Origin of the sequence: Nitratireductor sp. StC3, from assembly GCF_003015025.1 — a bacterium.
Lineage (GTDB): Bacteria > Pseudomonadota > Alphaproteobacteria > Rhizobiales > Rhizobiaceae > Mangrovimarina > Mangrovimarina alexandrii.
Genome location: NZ_PYBP01000009.1, coordinates 177,257 through 192,799 on the forward strand (window position 1 = coordinate 177,257; position 15,543 = coordinate 192,799).

At 66.2% G+C, this 15,543-nt stretch carries 16 protein-coding genes; 3 read left to right on the forward strand and 13 right to left on the reverse strand.

Annotated features, from left to right (window positions below; genetic code table 11):
• Positions 1–14: 14 nt before the first annotated feature.
• The gene (locus C7T96_RS18110) at positions 15–1,883 is read right to left on the reverse strand and encodes an ATP-binding protein (RefSeq protein WP_106572649.1); all 1,869 of its coding nucleotides are present in this window, start codon (positions 1,881–1,883) and stop codon (positions 15–17) included.
• A gap of 156 nt (positions 1,884–2,039) precedes the next feature.
• Between C7T96_RS18110 and C7T96_RS18115 the strand changes: the two genes are divergently transcribed.
• Both C7T96_RS18115 and C7T96_RS18120 read left to right on the forward strand, forming a co-directional pair.
• Complete coding sequence (locus tag C7T96_RS18115) at positions 2,040–2,627, forward strand: outer membrane beta-barrel protein (protein ID WP_158264410.1); 588 nt, start codon at positions 2,040–2,042, stop codon at positions 2,625–2,627.
• A gap of 179 nt (positions 2,628–2,806) precedes the next feature.
• On the forward strand, positions 2,807–3,481 hold the full coding sequence (locus C7T96_RS18120; protein ID WP_106572651.1) for a GNAT family N-acetyltransferase: 675 nt from the start codon (positions 2,807–2,809) through the stop codon (positions 3,479–3,481).
• Between the two features lie 64 nt (positions 3,482–3,545).
• On the opposite strand, the gene C7T96_RS18125 is transcribed toward C7T96_RS18120, so the two are convergent.
• The 10 genes from C7T96_RS18125 to C7T96_RS18165 form a co-directional block, all read right to left on the reverse strand.
• Entirely contained in the window at positions 3,546–4,163 is a 618-nt protein-coding gene (locus tag C7T96_RS18125) for a 2,3-bisphosphoglycerate-dependent phosphoglycerate mutase (protein ID WP_106572652.1), read from the reverse strand.
• Positions 4,164–4,172: 9 nt separating this feature from the next.
• Positions 4,173–4,295: a hypothetical protein gene (locus tag C7T96_RS24495; RefSeq protein ID WP_275069015.1), complete on the reverse strand. Its 123-nt coding sequence runs from the start codon at positions 4,293–4,295 to the stop codon at positions 4,173–4,175.
• Positions 4,292–5,098 (reverse strand): 4-hydroxy-tetrahydrodipicolinate reductase, encoded by an 807-nt coding sequence (gene dapB / locus C7T96_RS18130; RefSeq protein WP_106572653.1) that lies wholly within the window; start codon positions 5,096–5,098, stop codon positions 4,292–4,294. The genes C7T96_RS24495 and dapB overlap by 4 nt, the downstream gene beginning before the upstream one ends.
• A gap of 5 nt (positions 5,099–5,103) precedes the next feature.
• Complete coding sequence (locus tag C7T96_RS18135; protein ID WP_106572654.1) at positions 5,104–6,957, reverse strand: ABC transporter ATP-binding protein; 1,854 nt, start codon at positions 6,955–6,957, stop codon at positions 5,104–5,106.
• A 195-nt stretch (positions 6,958–7,152) separates the two neighbouring features.
• Entirely contained in the window at positions 7,153–8,181 is a 1,029-nt protein-coding gene (locus tag C7T96_RS18140; protein WP_106572655.1) for a glucokinase, read from the reverse strand.
• A gap of 6 nt (positions 8,182–8,187) precedes the next feature.
• Positions 8,188–8,607 carry a methylglyoxal synthase gene (locus C7T96_RS18145; RefSeq protein WP_106572656.1) on the reverse strand — a complete coding sequence of 140 codons (420 nt, stop codon included), beginning with the start codon at positions 8,605–8,607 and terminating at the stop codon, positions 8,188–8,190.
• A 95-nt stretch (positions 8,608–8,702) separates the two neighbouring features.
• Positions 8,703–9,713 carry a penicillin-insensitive murein endopeptidase gene (mepA, locus tag C7T96_RS18150; RefSeq protein ID WP_106572657.1) on the reverse strand — a complete coding sequence of 337 codons (1,011 nt, stop codon included), beginning with the start codon at positions 9,711–9,713 and terminating at the stop codon, positions 8,703–8,705.
• A 71-nt stretch (positions 9,714–9,784) separates the two neighbouring features.
• A complete protein-coding gene (locus C7T96_RS18155) occupies positions 9,785–10,669 on the reverse strand; it encodes an SDR family oxidoreductase (RefSeq protein ID WP_106572658.1) in 885 nt (294 codons plus the stop codon).
• Positions 10,666–11,838, reverse strand: coding sequence for a tRNA epoxyqueuosine(34) reductase QueG (gene queG, locus C7T96_RS18160; RefSeq protein ID WP_106572659.1), 1,173 nt, complete (start codon positions 11,836–11,838; stop codon positions 10,666–10,668). The genes C7T96_RS18155 and queG overlap by 4 nt, the downstream gene beginning before the upstream one ends.
• 2 nt (positions 11,839–11,840) lie before the next feature.
• Complete coding sequence (locus tag C7T96_RS18165; protein WP_106572660.1) at positions 11,841–12,533, reverse strand: glutathione S-transferase family protein; 693 nt, start codon at positions 12,531–12,533, stop codon at positions 11,841–11,843.
• Positions 12,534–12,909: 376 nt separating this feature from the next.
• Here C7T96_RS18165 and C7T96_RS18170 point away from each other — a divergent pair, with 376 nt between their 5' ends.
• A complete protein-coding gene (locus C7T96_RS18170) occupies positions 12,910–13,716 on the forward strand; it encodes an undecaprenyl-diphosphate phosphatase (protein WP_106572661.1) in 807 nt (268 codons plus the stop codon).
• 72 nt (positions 13,717–13,788) lie between these two features.
• Here C7T96_RS18170 and C7T96_RS18175 read toward each other — a convergent pair whose 3' ends face one another.
• Both C7T96_RS18175 and C7T96_RS18180 read right to left on the reverse strand, forming a co-directional pair.
• Entirely contained in the window at positions 13,789–14,556 is a 768-nt protein-coding gene (locus C7T96_RS18175; RefSeq protein WP_106572662.1) for a sulfite exporter TauE/SafE family protein, read from the reverse strand.
• Between the two features lie 6 nt (positions 14,557–14,562).
• Positions 14,563–15,537: a complex I NDUFA9 subunit family protein gene (locus C7T96_RS18180; RefSeq protein WP_106572663.1), complete on the reverse strand. Its 975-nt coding sequence runs from the start codon at positions 15,535–15,537 to the stop codon at positions 14,563–14,565.
• Positions 15,538–15,543 lie beyond the last annotated feature (6 nt).

Below are 15,543 nucleotides of genomic sequence, written 5' to 3' on the forward strand. Positions count from 1 at the left end.
ATCGCCTCGATTGGCTAGCCCGTCGCGCGTGCGGGCGCGGCGTCGGCTTCCTGCTTTTGCACGGCGCGCATGGCGGATTTCAGCTTGTTGATGTCGAGCGGCTTGGAGATCAGGCCCGAGGCGCCGTTTTCGCGCGCCTTGTGGCGCTCCTCGTAGATCGACAGCATGAAGACCGGGATCGACGCCGTCACGGGGTCCGAGCGCAGCGTGTCGAGCACGTCCCAACCGTTGAGGCCCGGCATCTGGATGTCGATCAGGATCGCGGTCGGCATGACGGTGCGTGCGATCTGCAGGACCGATTCGGGCGCGTCGGTGCAAACCGGACTGAAGCCCTCCTTGATCAGCATGCGCTCGGCCAGTTCGAGAAACACCACGTCGTCGTCGACGATCAGGATCTTTTGCCGCTCGCTGCCCTCGCCGGTCGACAGGCCGGCGAAACCGGTCTTGCGTTCGCGGGTTTCGGCCATCGCATCGGCAAGCATCTCGCGCTCGCCGGCCTCGGCATTGGCCTCGGTTCCGGCGGGAAGGTGCACGGTGAAGCACGACCCCTTGCCGAGTTCGCTTTCAACCGAAATCCAACCGCCCATCAGGCGACATAGATTCTGGCTCAGCGACAGCCCCAGCCCGGTACCGCCATATTTGGCGGCGATCGCGGGATTTGCCTGGGCGAAATTGGAGAACAAATTGGCCTGCTGCTCGCGCGCGATGCCCGCGCCGGTGTCTCGGACCGCGATCACCACCCAGTCGGCCCCGCCGCGCCGCTCGCGACGAGCCGAGAACGTGATCTCGCCGTTCTGGGTAAATTTGGCCGCATTGCTCAGAAGGTTGAAAATCGTTTGGCGCAACTTGGTGGCATCGGCGTTCATCGTGCCCAGATCAGGCGCGCGATCGACGATGAAGGCGTTGGTGTTCTTGGCGGCCAGCGGCCGGCCCGTCGCCTCGATTTCGTCGATGAGACCGGCGAGATCGATGGGTTCGACGTTGAGTTCCATCTTGCCGGCCTCGATCTTGGAGATGTCGAGGATGTCGTTGACCATCGCGAGCAGATGCTTGCCTGCGGCGCTGATCTTCTGCAGGTCGGCGATGTCCTCGCCGCGCCCCTCGAGCTCGGCGTCTTCCAGCAGGATTTCTGAATAGCCGAGTACGGCATTGAGCGGCGTGCGCAGTTCGTGGCTCATCTTGGCCAGGAACTCCGACTTGGCACCGTTGGCGCGCTCGGCTTCCTCCTTGGAGGCCCTGAGCATCTTCATCGTGTCCTGGTGGCGATCGATCTCCTTCAGCAGTTCGGACTGGGAATCGACCACCCGCGAATAGTAGCTCGCCATGAAGAACACATAGGTCGCCGCGCAGAAGGCGGAGATGACGCCGATCTCCACCATGTCCTGGACGGGGATATGCGCGGGAAAGGAGTTTTCCAACAGGAAAGCGGCATAGAACGAAGCAAGCCCGAAGGCGATCTGCGCAAAGATGATGATGCGCGTGTTCATGTTCGAGCCGAGATAGAAAAACGCCAGCAGCGGCATGACCAGAAGCCACATCAGGAAGGGCGAACTTGCCCCGCCATAGTGATACGAGCCCCAGAGAATTGCGAAATTCAGGTTGAAGACCGACAAAAGCGCCAGCCCGGTATAATGGTTCGGCAGCAGTTTCAGCGCGACGGGAAACAGCCAGAACGCCGCGATCGAAGCGGCGAGCAGGGGCACGTGCGGCCACGGGCTGGGGTCGACGACGGCCAGGAAGACCGGGATCGGCGCGCCCATGATCGGGCCGAACATGTGACTGATCAAAAACATGCGCACGCGTTTCTGCACATGCAGGTCGTTGCGGTATTGCGGCGGCGTCAGCCATTCCAACAGCGCGTCAAGCCGGCGCAGAATTTCCATTTTTTCGGCCCTCGTCCCGATTGATCTGCAATTTTGCGCCGCAAATTTTGAGAGAACGTAAACAAGGTTTCGCGTGCCCGGCACCCGTTAAGCAATCGGAAACCATAAGCGCGTAATTTTCCCAACATGGTTTATGGATCGTTAGGGAGCCTTTCGATGCGCAAGGCGCTTTCATGCCTTTTTCTGCTGGCAGCCGCCGGCACTGCCTCGGCAGCCGATATCGACATCATCGAAGCCCCTGAAATCGCTCCCGAACGCTTCGGGTGGACGGGCGCCTATGTCGGCGCCAGCGTCGGCTATTCGTGGATGAACGATGTCGACCGGTCCTTCGTCCCGCCTTTCCCGGATCACGGCGAGGACTGGGTCGTCGGCGCCCATGCCGGCTACCTGCACCAGTTCGGCTCCGTGGTCGTGGGCGCGGAGGTCGAATACACCAATCTCGACATCCGCTTCGAACGCGCGCCGATCAAAATCTACGCCAATGACGCGGTGGCGGCCAAGTTGCGTGCCGGCTACGCCATGGACAGGCTTCTGGTGTCGGCACATGGCGGCGCCGTCTACGCCACCACCAATATCAGATTGCAGGATTGGGGCTGGACCCTCGGCGCCAATGTCGACTACGCGCTGACGGACAATTTGCTGCTCGGCTTGCAATACACGCATTTCGATTTCGAGGAATTCGACAACACGCTGATCGACGCACGCCTCGACACCGTAACCGCACGGATCGGCTACAAATTCTGATTGCAACGCGGCGGCCGACCACGCGGTTTGGCCCGCCGCCCACAGCCATGCGCCAGGCAGGTATCTGCCATTCGCGAACGCCGCCACCAGCGGCTTGTTCTTTTGTGTGCGGTGCACAATATGCATGGCATGCAAAGAGTCGACGACTCGGGGAGGAATACCGCGAGGATGTTTGACACATGGCCAGGCGCCACCCGCTTCCGTCTCTGTCCGGTACGATCCGCGTGCTGCCGCCGCGCGACCTGCCGCTTTTCCGCGAGCATTTGTTGCGGCTCGACGCGTCGAGCCGGCGCGACCGCTTCAATGGCGTAACCGACGACCGTTTCGTGACCGCCTACGCCGCACGCTGCTTTGACGGGCGGACACTGGTGGTCGGTTATTTCGAGGACGACGCCCTGCGCGGCGCAGCCGAATTGCACGAGCGCGCCGACATGCCGGAAAAATCGGCCGAAATCGCGTTCAGCGTCGAACGCGCCTGGCAGCATCGGGGCATCGGCAGCCGGCTGTTCGAGCGCCTTATCGAGCGCGCGGTGGCGCTCGGCCATGTCAGCCTTTACGTGACCACCCATCCGCAGAACCAGGCAATGAAGGCGCTGGCGCGCAAGTTCGATGCCGGCTTGCGTTTCGAAAATCTGGAGGCCGCGGGCAAAATCGACCTCAAGCGGCGGCTGGCGCAACGCCAAAAGGCGCGCGCCTTCTCCACGCCGGCCTCGACCAGCCAGACACCGGCGGCACCCGATCTTGCAACTGCGGTTTCGGGCCTGACCAAGGCCGTTGTCGATTTCCAGGTCGCAGCCATGGGCGGGGCGGTCCTCGGCGGGGCCGCCGAGGCAAAAGAGGCCCCGCGTCGCTAAGCAGGCCCGACGCCAAAGGGCCCGGATGGCGCCGGGCCCGCACCGTGGCGGCCCGTCGCCCCTGCTATTTCAGAATATCCTTCGACGCCACGGTCGAATCGGCATTCAGCCGGTAGACGATCGGAACGCCGGTGCCCAGTTCGAGCTTCACCACCTCATCGGGCTTCAGCCCGTCGAGCGCCATGATCAGCGCGCGCAGCGAATTGCCGTGGGCGGCGACCAGAACGGTCTCGCCGCGCAGCACGTGCGGCTGGATAACGTGCAGGTAATAGGGCCATACGCGCGCGCCGGTGTCGCGCAGGCTTTCGCCGCCGGGCGGCTGGACATCATAGGAACGGCGCCAGATATGCACTTGTTCCTCGCCCCATTTGGCGCGCGCGTCGTCCTTGTTGAGCCCGGCCAGATCGCCATAGTCGCGCTCGTTGAGCGCCAGATCGCGCTCGGTCTTCAGATCGCTCTGGCCAAGTGCGTCGAGAATATGCTGGCAGGTCTTCTGCGCGCGCATCAGCACCGAGGTGAAGGCGATGTCGAACGTCGTGCCGCGCGCCTTCAACAGCGCTCCGGCCGCTTTGGCCTCGGCATGGCCCTTTTCCGTCAGGTCGACGTCGCGCCAGCCGGTGAAAAGGTTCTTGAGGTTCCATTCGCTCTGGCCGTGGCGAACGAGGACGAGTGTGCCTGACATGGGGTCTCCCTATTGGCTTGCCGATTGCGAAAACTGATCTCCGACCCGCATGGCCGCGACGATTTCGGCGAAATCGACCGCGTCGACCGAAAACAGCGATTTACGGAAATACATGCCCCAGTGGCGGGTCATCGCCCTTCCAGACCCAGGACGTCGAGCATCGAATAAAGCCCGGGCTTGCGACCATGCGCCCAAAGCGCCGCCTTGACCGCGCCGCGGGCGAAGATGGTGCGATCCTCGGCCTGATGCGACAGCACGAGGCGCTCGCCCTCGCCGGCCAGCATGACCTGATGTTCGCCGACGACGGAGCCGCCGCGCAAGGTGGCGAACCCAATCGCACCGTTGGGGCGCGGGCCGGTATGGCCGTCGCGCACCCGCACGCTGTGCTCGCCCAGCGAAATGCCGCGTCCGGCGGCCGCCTCCTCGCCGAGCAGCAATGCCGTGCCCGAGGGTGCGTCCACCTTGTGGCGGTGATGCATCTCGACGATCTCGATGTCGAAATCCTCGTCCAGCGCCGCCGCCGCCTGGCGTACCAGCACGCCGAGCAGATTGACGCCCAGGCTCATATTGCCCGACTTCACGATCGTGGCGTGGCGGGCGGCGGCCGTGATCGCGGCCTCGTCCTCCGGCGCGCAGCCCGTGGTGCCGATGACATGGGCGATGCGGGCCTGCGCGGCATAGCCGGCAAACTCGACCGTGGCTGCCGGCACGGTGAAATCCAGGACACCGTCCGCCTCGGCGAATACCGGCAGCGGGTCATCGCTGATTGCGACGTTGAGCATGCCGATGCCGGCCAGTTCGCCGGCATCGCGACCGACAAAGGGCGATCCGGTCCTCTCCACCGCGCCGGAAAGGCAGACGCCCTCGGTCTGGCGAATGACGCGGATCAGGGTCTGCCCCATGCGGCCGGCGGCGCCGACAACGACCAGTTTCATCGCGCTCACGATTTGCTCCCTGCCGATTTCCTGCGCGCGGCCGCTGTGCCGGGCTTGCCGGCAACGTCGCGCACGAGTTCCAGAGTGCTGGCGCCCTGCATCTGGTTAAAGCGGTAATAAAGCCCATCCCGGTCGCGCATCAACTGCTTGTGCGTGCCTTCCTCGACCAGGCGCCCGGCCTCGAGCACGATGATATGATCGGCGTCGATCACGGTCGACAGCCGGTGGGCGATCACGATGGTGGTGCGGCCTTCCATCACGGTTTCGAGCGCTTGCTGGACACGCGCCTCCGATTCGCTGTCGAGCGCCGACGTCGCCTCGTCGAGCAGCAGGATCGGCGCGTTGCGCACGATCGCGCGCGCGATCGACAGCCGCTGGCGCTGACCGCCCGACAAGGTCATGCCGTTTTCGCCCACCTGTGTGTCGTAACCCAATGGCAGAGCGGCGATGAAGGTGTCGGCATGAGCCTGGCGCGCCGCCGCCTCGATCTCGGCATCGCTGGCATCCGGGCGGCCGTAGCGGATATTGTCGCGGATCGTGCCTTCGAACAGGTAAGGCTGTTGCGAGACATAGGCGATCGACTGGCGCAATGACTGCTTGGTCACGCCGGCAATGTCCTGGCCGTCGATCGAAATCGTGCCGTCCCACACGTCGTAGAAGCGCTGCAGCAGCGCGATCACCGTGGTCTTGCCGGCGCCCGAGGCGCCGATAATCGCAGTTTTGCGGCCGGGAGCGGCGACGAAACTGACATCGCTCAGCACCGGCATGTCGGGTGTGTAGCCGAAAGTGACCTTGTCGAACCGTACCTCGCCGCCCGCAACCGCCAGCGCCGGCGCGCCCTCGCGATCGCGCTGGCGCGGCTCGATGTCGAGAATCTCGTAGATCATGCGCGCATTGACGAGCGACTTTTCGAGATTGACCTGGACCCGGGCCAACCGGCGCGCCGGATCGTAGGCGAGCAGCAACGCGGTGATGAAGGAGATCACCGCGCCAGGCGGCTCCTGCGCGAAGGCGGTACGATACCCGGCATAGGCGATGACGCCGGCGACCGCGAAACCGGCCAGGATCTCGGCGATCGGCGTGGTGCGCTCCGACACCCGGGCGATCTTGTTGGCGCGGTATTCGGCATCGTCGATCAGCCGCGACAGCCGGTCCGAGAGCTGACCTTCCATCGTGAAGGCCTTGACGATGGCGATGCCCTGAACGGCCTCCTGCATGGCGCCGATCAGATGGGCGTTGATCTCGACCGATTCGCGCGTCACGCGCCGCAGCCGGCGCATCAGCCGGTTGACGGTGTAGATCAGCGGCGGACCGATGAGGAACGCCACCAGCGACAGAACCGGATCCTGGATGATCATGACGATGACCAGCGCCACCAGCGAGACCGCGTCGCGGGCGATCGAGGTGAGCGTCATCGACAGAAGATCGCGAATGCCGTTGACGTTTTCGTTGATGCGCGCGGCGAGCTGGCCAGAGCGCGTATCGGCGAAGAAATCGACCCCGAGGTGCATCAGATGATCGAAGAGCCGCCTCTGGTACCGCGCCACGAGATTGTTGCCGATCTTGGCCAGCAGCACGGCCTGGCCGTAGGTGGCCAGCCCGCGCAGCACGAAGGCGGCGGCGATGCTGCCGCAGATCAGTACGATCAGGTCGTAGCGGCGGTCATTGAAGATGCTGTCGACGACATCCTTCATGATCCAGGCGACGAAGGCGGTGGTGCCGGCCACCGCGATCAGGCAGAGCACGGCGAAACCATAATGCGGCAGGTATTCGCGCCCGTTCTCGCGTATCACGCGGCGCAGGATCGCGACGACTTCGCCGGGATCGATCGATGGCCTGTGCAATCCCTGTGGCGTCACGTGCTATTCCGATCGTTGCGGGCGGGTCGAAGACCCTTCGGCCGCCCGGGAGAAAAGCGCGCCGCCGTCCGGCCGCATCAACGCGGTCGGTAGCGGCAACCCGCCGGCCGACGGGAATGCCCCTCTTAGCGTCATCGCCGGGCAATGCCTATGCCTTCGCTGCAACACCGGCGTCAAGCCGGCGCAGCCATGGCCTCACCGGATATGCCAGTGACGGCTGTCGATCTCGACGCCGAACCGGGCGGGCGTGCGCGCATAGGCGGCCAGCCCGGTCAGTGCAGCCAAAGGATGGGTGATGACGAAGACCGGGACCTGCCCGAGCAGGTCGCTGTGCGGCGCCTTGTCCTCGAATGCCGCACGGAAAGCCGGTTCCTTCAGCGCCGGCACGATCTTCTGGGCAATGCCGCCGGTCAGGTAAACACCGCCGCGCCCCATGAACACCAGCGCCAGGTCGCCCGCCAGCCGGCCCAGGCCAACCACGAACATGGCCAGCGCCTCCTCGGCGACGGGATCGCTCTTGTCGAGAGCGGCGGCGGTGATCTCTGCCGGCGTGGACAATGGCGCTTCGCTGCCGTCCGCCGCCGCGATGGCGCGGTAGAGATTGACCAGGCCGCGACCGCACAAAAGCTGCTCGGCCGAAATCCGTCCCTCGATCGGCTCCAGATGCGGAAAGACGGCGAGATCGCGCGCGGTGCGCGGGCCCATGTCGACATGCCCGCCCTCGCCGGGCACCGGAATCCAGGTATGGCAGGCATGGACCAGGCCGGCGACGCCGAGACCGGTACCCGGGCCGAGCACGATCCGGCCGGCATTGGGCTCGACCTCTCCCCCGCCGATCTTGACCATATGCTCCTCCCCGAGCGCGATCACAGCCAGCGCCTGGGCCTCGAAATCGTTCAGCAGCACGATGTCCTCGAGACCGAGCGCGGCGGCCATCGCCTTCGGCCGCACCACCCAGTCGCAATTGGTCAGCGCGATCTCGTCGCCGTCGATCGGACCGGCGACGGCCAGCACGGCCGAGCGCGGGATGATCGAGGTGCGGTCGAGGATCGAAGCCTGGATGGCCTCGTCGATCGTGGCGAAATCGGCCGTCTGCACGATCGGGAACTGTTTCGGCTCGGCATAGGAATCGACCAGGATGGCGAAGCGGGCATTGGTGCCGCCGATGTCGCCGATCAGGATCGGGAATTTGAGAACCGTGTCGGCATCCTCCGCCATGGGCATGTCGTCCTACCTGCCGTCCGTTTCTGAAGCTGGATCGCTTTTACCGGGCGCCCGGATACGGCCGAGAACCGCTTCGGCGGTCGACCGGTTGAGCGCCATGGGGATATCATAGACGATTGCGAGCCGCATCAGCGCCTTGACGTCGACATCGTGCGGCATCGCCGTCAGCGGATCGACGAAAAACACCAGCGCCTCGATGCCGCCTTCCGCGATCAGCGCGGCGATCTGCTGGTCGCCGCCGAGCGGACCGCTCTTCATGCGGGTAACCGTCAGCTCCGGGCAGGCCTCCACGATGCGCCCGCCGGTGGTGCCGGTGGCGTAGAGCGTGCAGCCGGCCAGCCGCGCGCGGTGCCGGCGCGCAAAGGCAACCAAATCGTCCTTTTTCTTGTCATGCGCGATCAGCGCAAGACGCAGCCTTTCCGACACGCCTGATCCCTTCCCGCCGGTCCGTTTCGGCTCTTAAACCGGTTTAAAAAGTTTAGGGCAAGCCCCTGCCGCCGAAAAGCCGGGCATTGGCCGGTTCAGCGCCGCGGACGCGGCTCGGGCAAGGGAATTTCGCGGCGCGGCGTGGCGGCAAAGGCGCTGGCTGCGATCGGCGGCGCGGCGACGGCATCGCCGCCGATGGTCACGGCGGCCTCGGACACCGGCGCCGGCGCCTCGAGCACCTGGCGGCACGCGGCCGGCAGGTCCTTCATCACCATGACGTCGCGCGCCTTGGGTTTGGCCGGCCCCTTGGCCGGACGCCAGGGCTCCTCCGTGAACCACCAGGCCAGCGACTTGTCGCAACCGTCGCTCGACGGCGGCGGCTTCTGGCTACGGCAGCCGGTCGAGCCGTCGGGACAGCCAATCCGGACATGGAAATGATAGTGATGGCCCCAGAACGGCCTGATCTTGGAGAGCCAGGCTCGGTTGCCCGTCACCGTGTCGCAGAGCTTCTTCTTGATACCGGGATGGACCAGGATGCGCTCGACCTCCGCGTAGCCGGCGGCGCGCTTGAGCAGAGCCGCATGGGCCGGCGTCCAGATGCGGTCGTCGACGTAGAGCGAGCCTTGCTGCAGCACCGAGGTCGCGCTCAGATTTTCGCGCTCGGAGGCGGTAAGGCGCCGATCCGGCATCGGCGTCAGCCAGATATCGGCGTCGAGCCCGATCTGGTGCGAGGCGTGCCCGGTCAGCATCGGTCCGCCGCGCGGCTGCGAGATGTCGCCGACGAGCAGGCCCGGCCAGCCATCGGCCACCGCCTCGCGCGACAGTCTTTCGATCAGCCGGATCATCTGCGGATGACCCCAGCGGCGGTTGCGCGACACGCGCATGGCCTGCCAGTTGGGGCCGTCGACCGCAATCGCCATCCCGCCGGAAAAACACCCCTTGGAATAAAAGCCCCAGGCCCGCGGCGTGGTCGCGGCCGGCAGGCGCTTGGCGCCGAACAGGGACTTGGCGAGCGGCTCGCCGGCCTGTGCCGGCATCGTCGCGGCGCCGCCAAGGGCGACCAGCGCCGCTACCGCGCCTGCGTGCAAAAAAGCCTTCAAAGTCATGATGCGCTCCCGCTCTCGCCGCCCGACCTTGCCCGAATCATACCATGCCGGTGCCGCCGACGCGACGACGCTCAGGCGCCCGGTTCGATCTCCCAGGCCCCGTCCCGCCACAGGCCGCTCAGCGCGGCGCGGTAGTCGGGATAGGCGAAGCGATAGCCCGCCGCCTTGATGCGCGCATTCGACACCCGCTTGGTCTCGGCCCAGAAGGAGCGCGCCATCGGCGACAGCTCGGCTTCCGCGAACGGGATTTCCGGCGGCGGAGCCACGCCCATCGTTTCGGCGGCGAACTCGACCACGTCCTGCGGCGGCGCCGGCTCGTCGTCGGTGACGTTGAAGATGCCGCCCTTCGCAGCGCGCGCGAGATGGGCGGTGGCGCCGGCGATGTCGGCGACATGGATGCGGTTGAAGACCTGGCCGCGCTTGACCAGGCGCCGGGCCGTGCCCTTCGACAGGTTCAAGAGCGCGTTGCGGCCGGGGCCGTAAATGCCCGAAAGCCGCAATATGGCGGCCGGAACGCCCCGTTCGCGGCCGAGCGCCAGCCAGGCCTCTTCGGCCGCCACGCGCGCGATCGAACGCGGCGAGACCGGACGCGGCGCGGTGTCCTCGTCGACCCACGCACCGTCATGGTCGCCATAGACGCCGATGGTCGACAGGTAGCCGATCCAGGCGAGTTCCGGCATGTCGCGCCGGATAAGACCGGCGAAAGCGGCCAGAACCGGATCGGCCTCGCTCTTCGGCGCGATCGAAACGACGAGATGCGTTGCCTGTGACAGGCGTTCGCGCAGCTCCGGATCGGACGTTTCCCCGTCGAAGACCAACGGCTCGATCCCCGCAGCGCGGAGACGGCCGAAATTCTCCGGCGAGCGGGTTGTGCCGGTGATCCACTCGGCTTCGGCGCGCATATGTCGTGCAATGGCGCGGCCGGAATAGCCGGCGCCGAAGATCATCAGCCTCATGCGAACTCCCTGTCGTTTCCGGTGCGCGCGGCCGCGCTCGCCGCCTGCCATTCCTCGTACACGCTCTCGTCGGGATCGGCGCCGCGTGCGGCGTCGAGAACGAGAAAATCCCGCGCCGGCAGAAGCCGCGACAACGCCCACACAGCGGCGCCGCGCACCACCGGCGCGGTGTCGTCGAGCAGGCTTCGGCAGGCCGGCACCAGCGCGGCGTCGCCCGAATTGCCGGCCGCAACCAGCGCGTTGCGCACGAAACGGTCGCGCCCGGTGCGCTTGACCGGCGAACCGGAGAACAGGCTGCGAAAGGCCGCGTCGTTGAGCGTCAGCAAGTCGCGCAAGGCTGGCGCGCGCCGGTCGGCCCGGCCGGCCAGCTTGGCCTCGGAAGCGCGCCTGGCGAACTTGTTCCACGGACAGACCGCCAGGCAATCGTCGCAGCCATAGATGCGGTTGCCGATCGCCGGACGCAGCGCGCGCGGGATCGGGCCGTGATGCTCGATGGTAAGGTAGGAGATGCAGCGGCCCGCATCGAGCCGGTAGGGCGCGGGAAAGGCGTTGGTGGGGCAGATGTCGAGGCAGGCGCGACAGCGTCCGCAATGATCGGCCTCGGCGCTATCGGCCTCCAGAAAGGCCGTGGTGAAGATCGAGCCGAGGAAAAGCCAGGACCCGTGGCCGCGGCTGACCAGATTGGTGTGCTTGCCCTGCCAGCCGAGACCGGCGGCGGCGGCCAGCGGCTTTTCCATCACCGGGGCCGTGTCGACGAACACTTTGACGTCGGCGCCGGCGCGCGCGGCCAGCTTGCCGGCAAGCTGCTTGAGCTTGCCCTTGACCACGTCGTGATAGTCGCGGTTTTGCGCATAGACGGAAATCACCCCGCACGAGGTGCGCGCGAGATCCGCGAGCGGGTTGTGGTCCGGCCCGTAATTCATCGCCAGCATGATCACCGAGCGGACCTCCGGCCAGAGCCGGTGCGGGGCGGCGCGCGCCTCCATGCGTTCGGCGAGCCAGCCCATCGTGGCGTGATAGCCGTCATCGACGAATTGCCGCAGCCGCTGCGGCAGATCCGGCACGGCATCGGGCCGCACCACGCGCACGAGGTCGAACCCAACGGCGGCCGCCTCGCGATCGAGGAAGGTCCGCAGGGGGCTCGTTGTCGGCCGCGCGGACTGGCTCATGGTCAAAAATCCAGATCGGCGTAGTGCGACACCGGCGACAGGCCCGGCGCGCGGTCGGCGAGCAGCGAACGGAACGACGGTCTGGACTTGATGCGCCCGTACCAGTCGCGCGCGGCGCGATAGTCCTCCCACGGCACCTCGCCGAGATAATCGAGCACCGACAGCGCCGCGGCGGCGGCAAGGTCGGCATAGGAGAGCCGGTCGCCGGCCAGCCAGTCGCGCGTGCCGGCCAGCCAGTTGGTGTATTTCAGGTGCGGCTTCACATTGGCGCGCGCAGCGCGGATCGCCGCCGAATCCGGCGAGCCTCCGCCCTGCATGCTGGTCATCAGCGGCTTGAAGGCGCGCTCGCGCACCAGATGGCGGGTCACTTCGTTGTCAGTCTTGACCAAATACCAGTCGACCAGGCGGCGGATCTCGGCGCGCATGAACGGATCGTCGCCGTAAAGCCGGCGCTCGCGCATCAGCGCGCCGCGCGTCTCGTCAAGATATTCGGCGATCACGCCGGCGCCGACGATCGGCGTGTCACCCTCGGCGAGCAGCACCGGCAGGGTTCCCGCCGGGTTCATTTCAAGCAGTTCGGGGCGCCGCAACCACGGCTTCTCGTCGATGAGCTGCAGGTCCTCGCCATATTCGGCGCAGGACAGGCGCACGTAGCGGCAGGAGGCGACCAGCGGGTGATGAAACAGTGTCAGCATGATTCGGACTGTGGGTTTGGAGCCAATCGACAGTGCAGGTTTGCGCCCGGAACTTGCCATCGGCAAGCCCTGGACGGGCTCGGCGCAAGCGGGACGCTAACGCATCGCGCAAGGATGTGGCGGAAATCGGCCATCCCGGATCCGCGGCGGCGCGGACGGGACCGGCCCCGACCGCCTTCTCCAGCCTGCAACTATGTGATCGTTCCTCATGCCGCGCTCCACATCCCGCATGACGACTGGCCCAAGCCTCTGGCCTTTTAAAGACCGGCGCGCTAAATCTCCCGCGCCTCCGGCAGGGTCGCGTCAAGGGCCAGTCTCTTAGGGGCACATATCAGGACACGCAAGGCGACGCCCAGAAGACGAGCCGGAGAATTTGATGGCACAGCAGACGATTGTGGACGCGGCGATGCTCGGCCTTCTGGAAGGGCTGACCGAGTTCATACCCGTCTCCTCGACCGGCCATATCCTGCTTGCCGGCCATTTTATGGGCTTCGAGTCGACCGGCAAGGCCTTCGAGGTTCTGATCCAGCTCGGCGCCATACTGGCCATTCTCAGCGTCTATTTCACCCGGCTGCTGCGGCTGCTCGTGGACTTTCCGAGCGACGCGCGCACGAGGCGCTTCGTCGCCGGCATCCTGATCGCATTCCTGCCGGCGGCCGTCGTGGGCGCGGCCGCACACGGCTTCATCAAGACGGTGCTGTTCGAGACGCCGATGCTGATCTGCATCATGCTGATCGTCGGCGGCGTGATCCTGCTGTGGGTCGACCGCCTGGCGCTCGAACCGCGCTATGCGGACGTGATGGACTATCCGCCGAGCCTCTGTTTCAAGATCGGCCTTTTCCAGTGCCTGGCGATGATTCCGGGCACCTCGCGCTCCGGCGCGACAATCGTCGGCGCGTTGCTGATGGGCGCCGACAAGCGCTCGGCGGCGGAGTTTTCCTTCTTTCTGGCGATGCCGACCATGGCCGGCGCCTTCGTCTTCGATCTGTACAAAAACCGTGACGTGTTGTCGGCATCCGACCTGCCGATCATCGCCGTCGGCTTCGTCACGGCCTTCATCATGGCGGTGATCGTCGTGCGCTACCTGCTCGACTACGTCTCCCGGCACGGCTACCGGCTGTTCGGCTGGTGGCGGCTGGTCGTGGGCTCCGTCGGCCTGGTCGCGCTTCTGGTCTGGGGGTAGACCGCGCGACGGCGATCGCGGCAGAACGGTCCGGCCCGTCTGCGGGGACCGCTTTTCAGACCCTCAAGTGGTTTACAACAGCGCCATCGCACCGCGCCGCATCATGTCGAGTGCCAGAAGGGTGATGCCGATACGGAAACCTTGGCGGAACGCCGTCTCCGGCAGCGCCTCCAACAGCCGCGTACCGTAAACCGTACCGAGATAGCCGGAGGCGATCATCGCCGCGATCAGCGGCAGCCAGTGCCAGAAGGCGAACCCGGCGAGCCCGAAGACGACGAGCTTGAGCGCGTGCTGAACCGTCATGCCGGCCGCGTGGGTGGCCACCAGCGCCTTGCGGTCGTCAGGGAAAAGCTGGGCGAAGAAGGCCGACAGCAACGGCCCGGTCGCGCCCATGAACATGGTGACGAAGGCGAGCACCGCGCTGCCCAGCGTCAAGCCGGCCGCCCCGAGCCGGCCGATGCCGGGAATGCGGCTCCAGGTGACGACGATGACGAACAGGCCGAGCGCGAGCTTGAGCAGCGCGTCGGGCAGTTGCACGACGAAGAAGGCGCCGCCGGCCGCCCCGATCACGCTGCCGATCAGAAAGGGGGCGGCGATTGCCCAGTACACATTGGCCCGCTGATGCCAGGCCCGACCGGTGTTGGAGCCAAGCTGGACCGCGCCGTGGACGGGTATCAGCGCGGCGACGGGGATGAACAGGCCCATCAGCGCGAGCATGGCCACGCCGCCGCCGACACCGAAAGTGGCCGTCAGCGCCGAGGTGAAGAAACTGGCACTCACCAATATCGCCGCCGCCGCGACGCCAAACCCGTCCGGCAGCAGGGTGAAGGGCAGATCCAAGACCGGTCAGGCCACCTTGCCGGTGACGAACTGGCCGGTCTTGCGGTAGCGCCACAGATAGGTGGGCAGAATGGTCTCGAGCGCCTGCGGCCGGATGCCGAGCCCGTCCAGCGTGCGGCCGTCCTGGATCGCGGCCTCGGAGACGACATTGTCGGACTGGAGCAGCGTGACCTGATCGCGGGTCAAGAGGGGGGTTGGCAGGAATTCGAGGAACCAGGCCTGCAGACGCGCCAGCGACCAGGGCAAATCGACGAACATGCGCTTGCGCTCAACCACCTCCAGCATCTTTTCCATGCATTCGCGGAAGCTGAGCACTTCCGGCCCGCCGAGCTCGTAGGTCGTGCCGGCGGCCAGATTGCCGTCGACGGCACGCGCCACGACTTCCGCAACGTCGGCGACATAAACCGGCTGGAAGCGGGTGTGTCCGCCGCCGACCAGGGGCAGGACCGGCGAAAAACGGGCCATGCCGGCAAAACGGTTGAAGAAATCGTCCTCGGGACCGAACAGGATCGAGGGGCGCACGATGACCGCGTCGGGCAGGGTCTCGCGCACCGCCTGCTCGCCCAGCGCCTTGGAGCGGGCGTAGGTAGATTCGGCTTGTGAGTCGGCGCCGATGGCTGAAACCTGGGTCATGCCGACGCCGGCGGCACGGGCGGCCTCGGCCACCGCGCGTGCGCCGAAATCCTGGACGGCCGAAAAGCGCTGGCGCCCCGATTCAAACAGGATGCCGACCGCGTTGACGGCGTAGTCGGAGCCCTCGAGCGCGCGGTCCACCGACCAACGATAGCGCAGATTGGCCTGGACCGCCTGGATCTGGCCGACATTGCCGAGCGGCTGCAAATGGCCGGCGAGGTCGGGCCGGCGGCAGGCGACGCGCACGAGATAGCCGCGCCGGGCGAGCGCGCGCACGACATGGCGGCCGAGAAAGCCGGACCCGCCGAACACCGTGATGCGCTTGGGGTTGGATACGATTGTCGTCATGGCGCA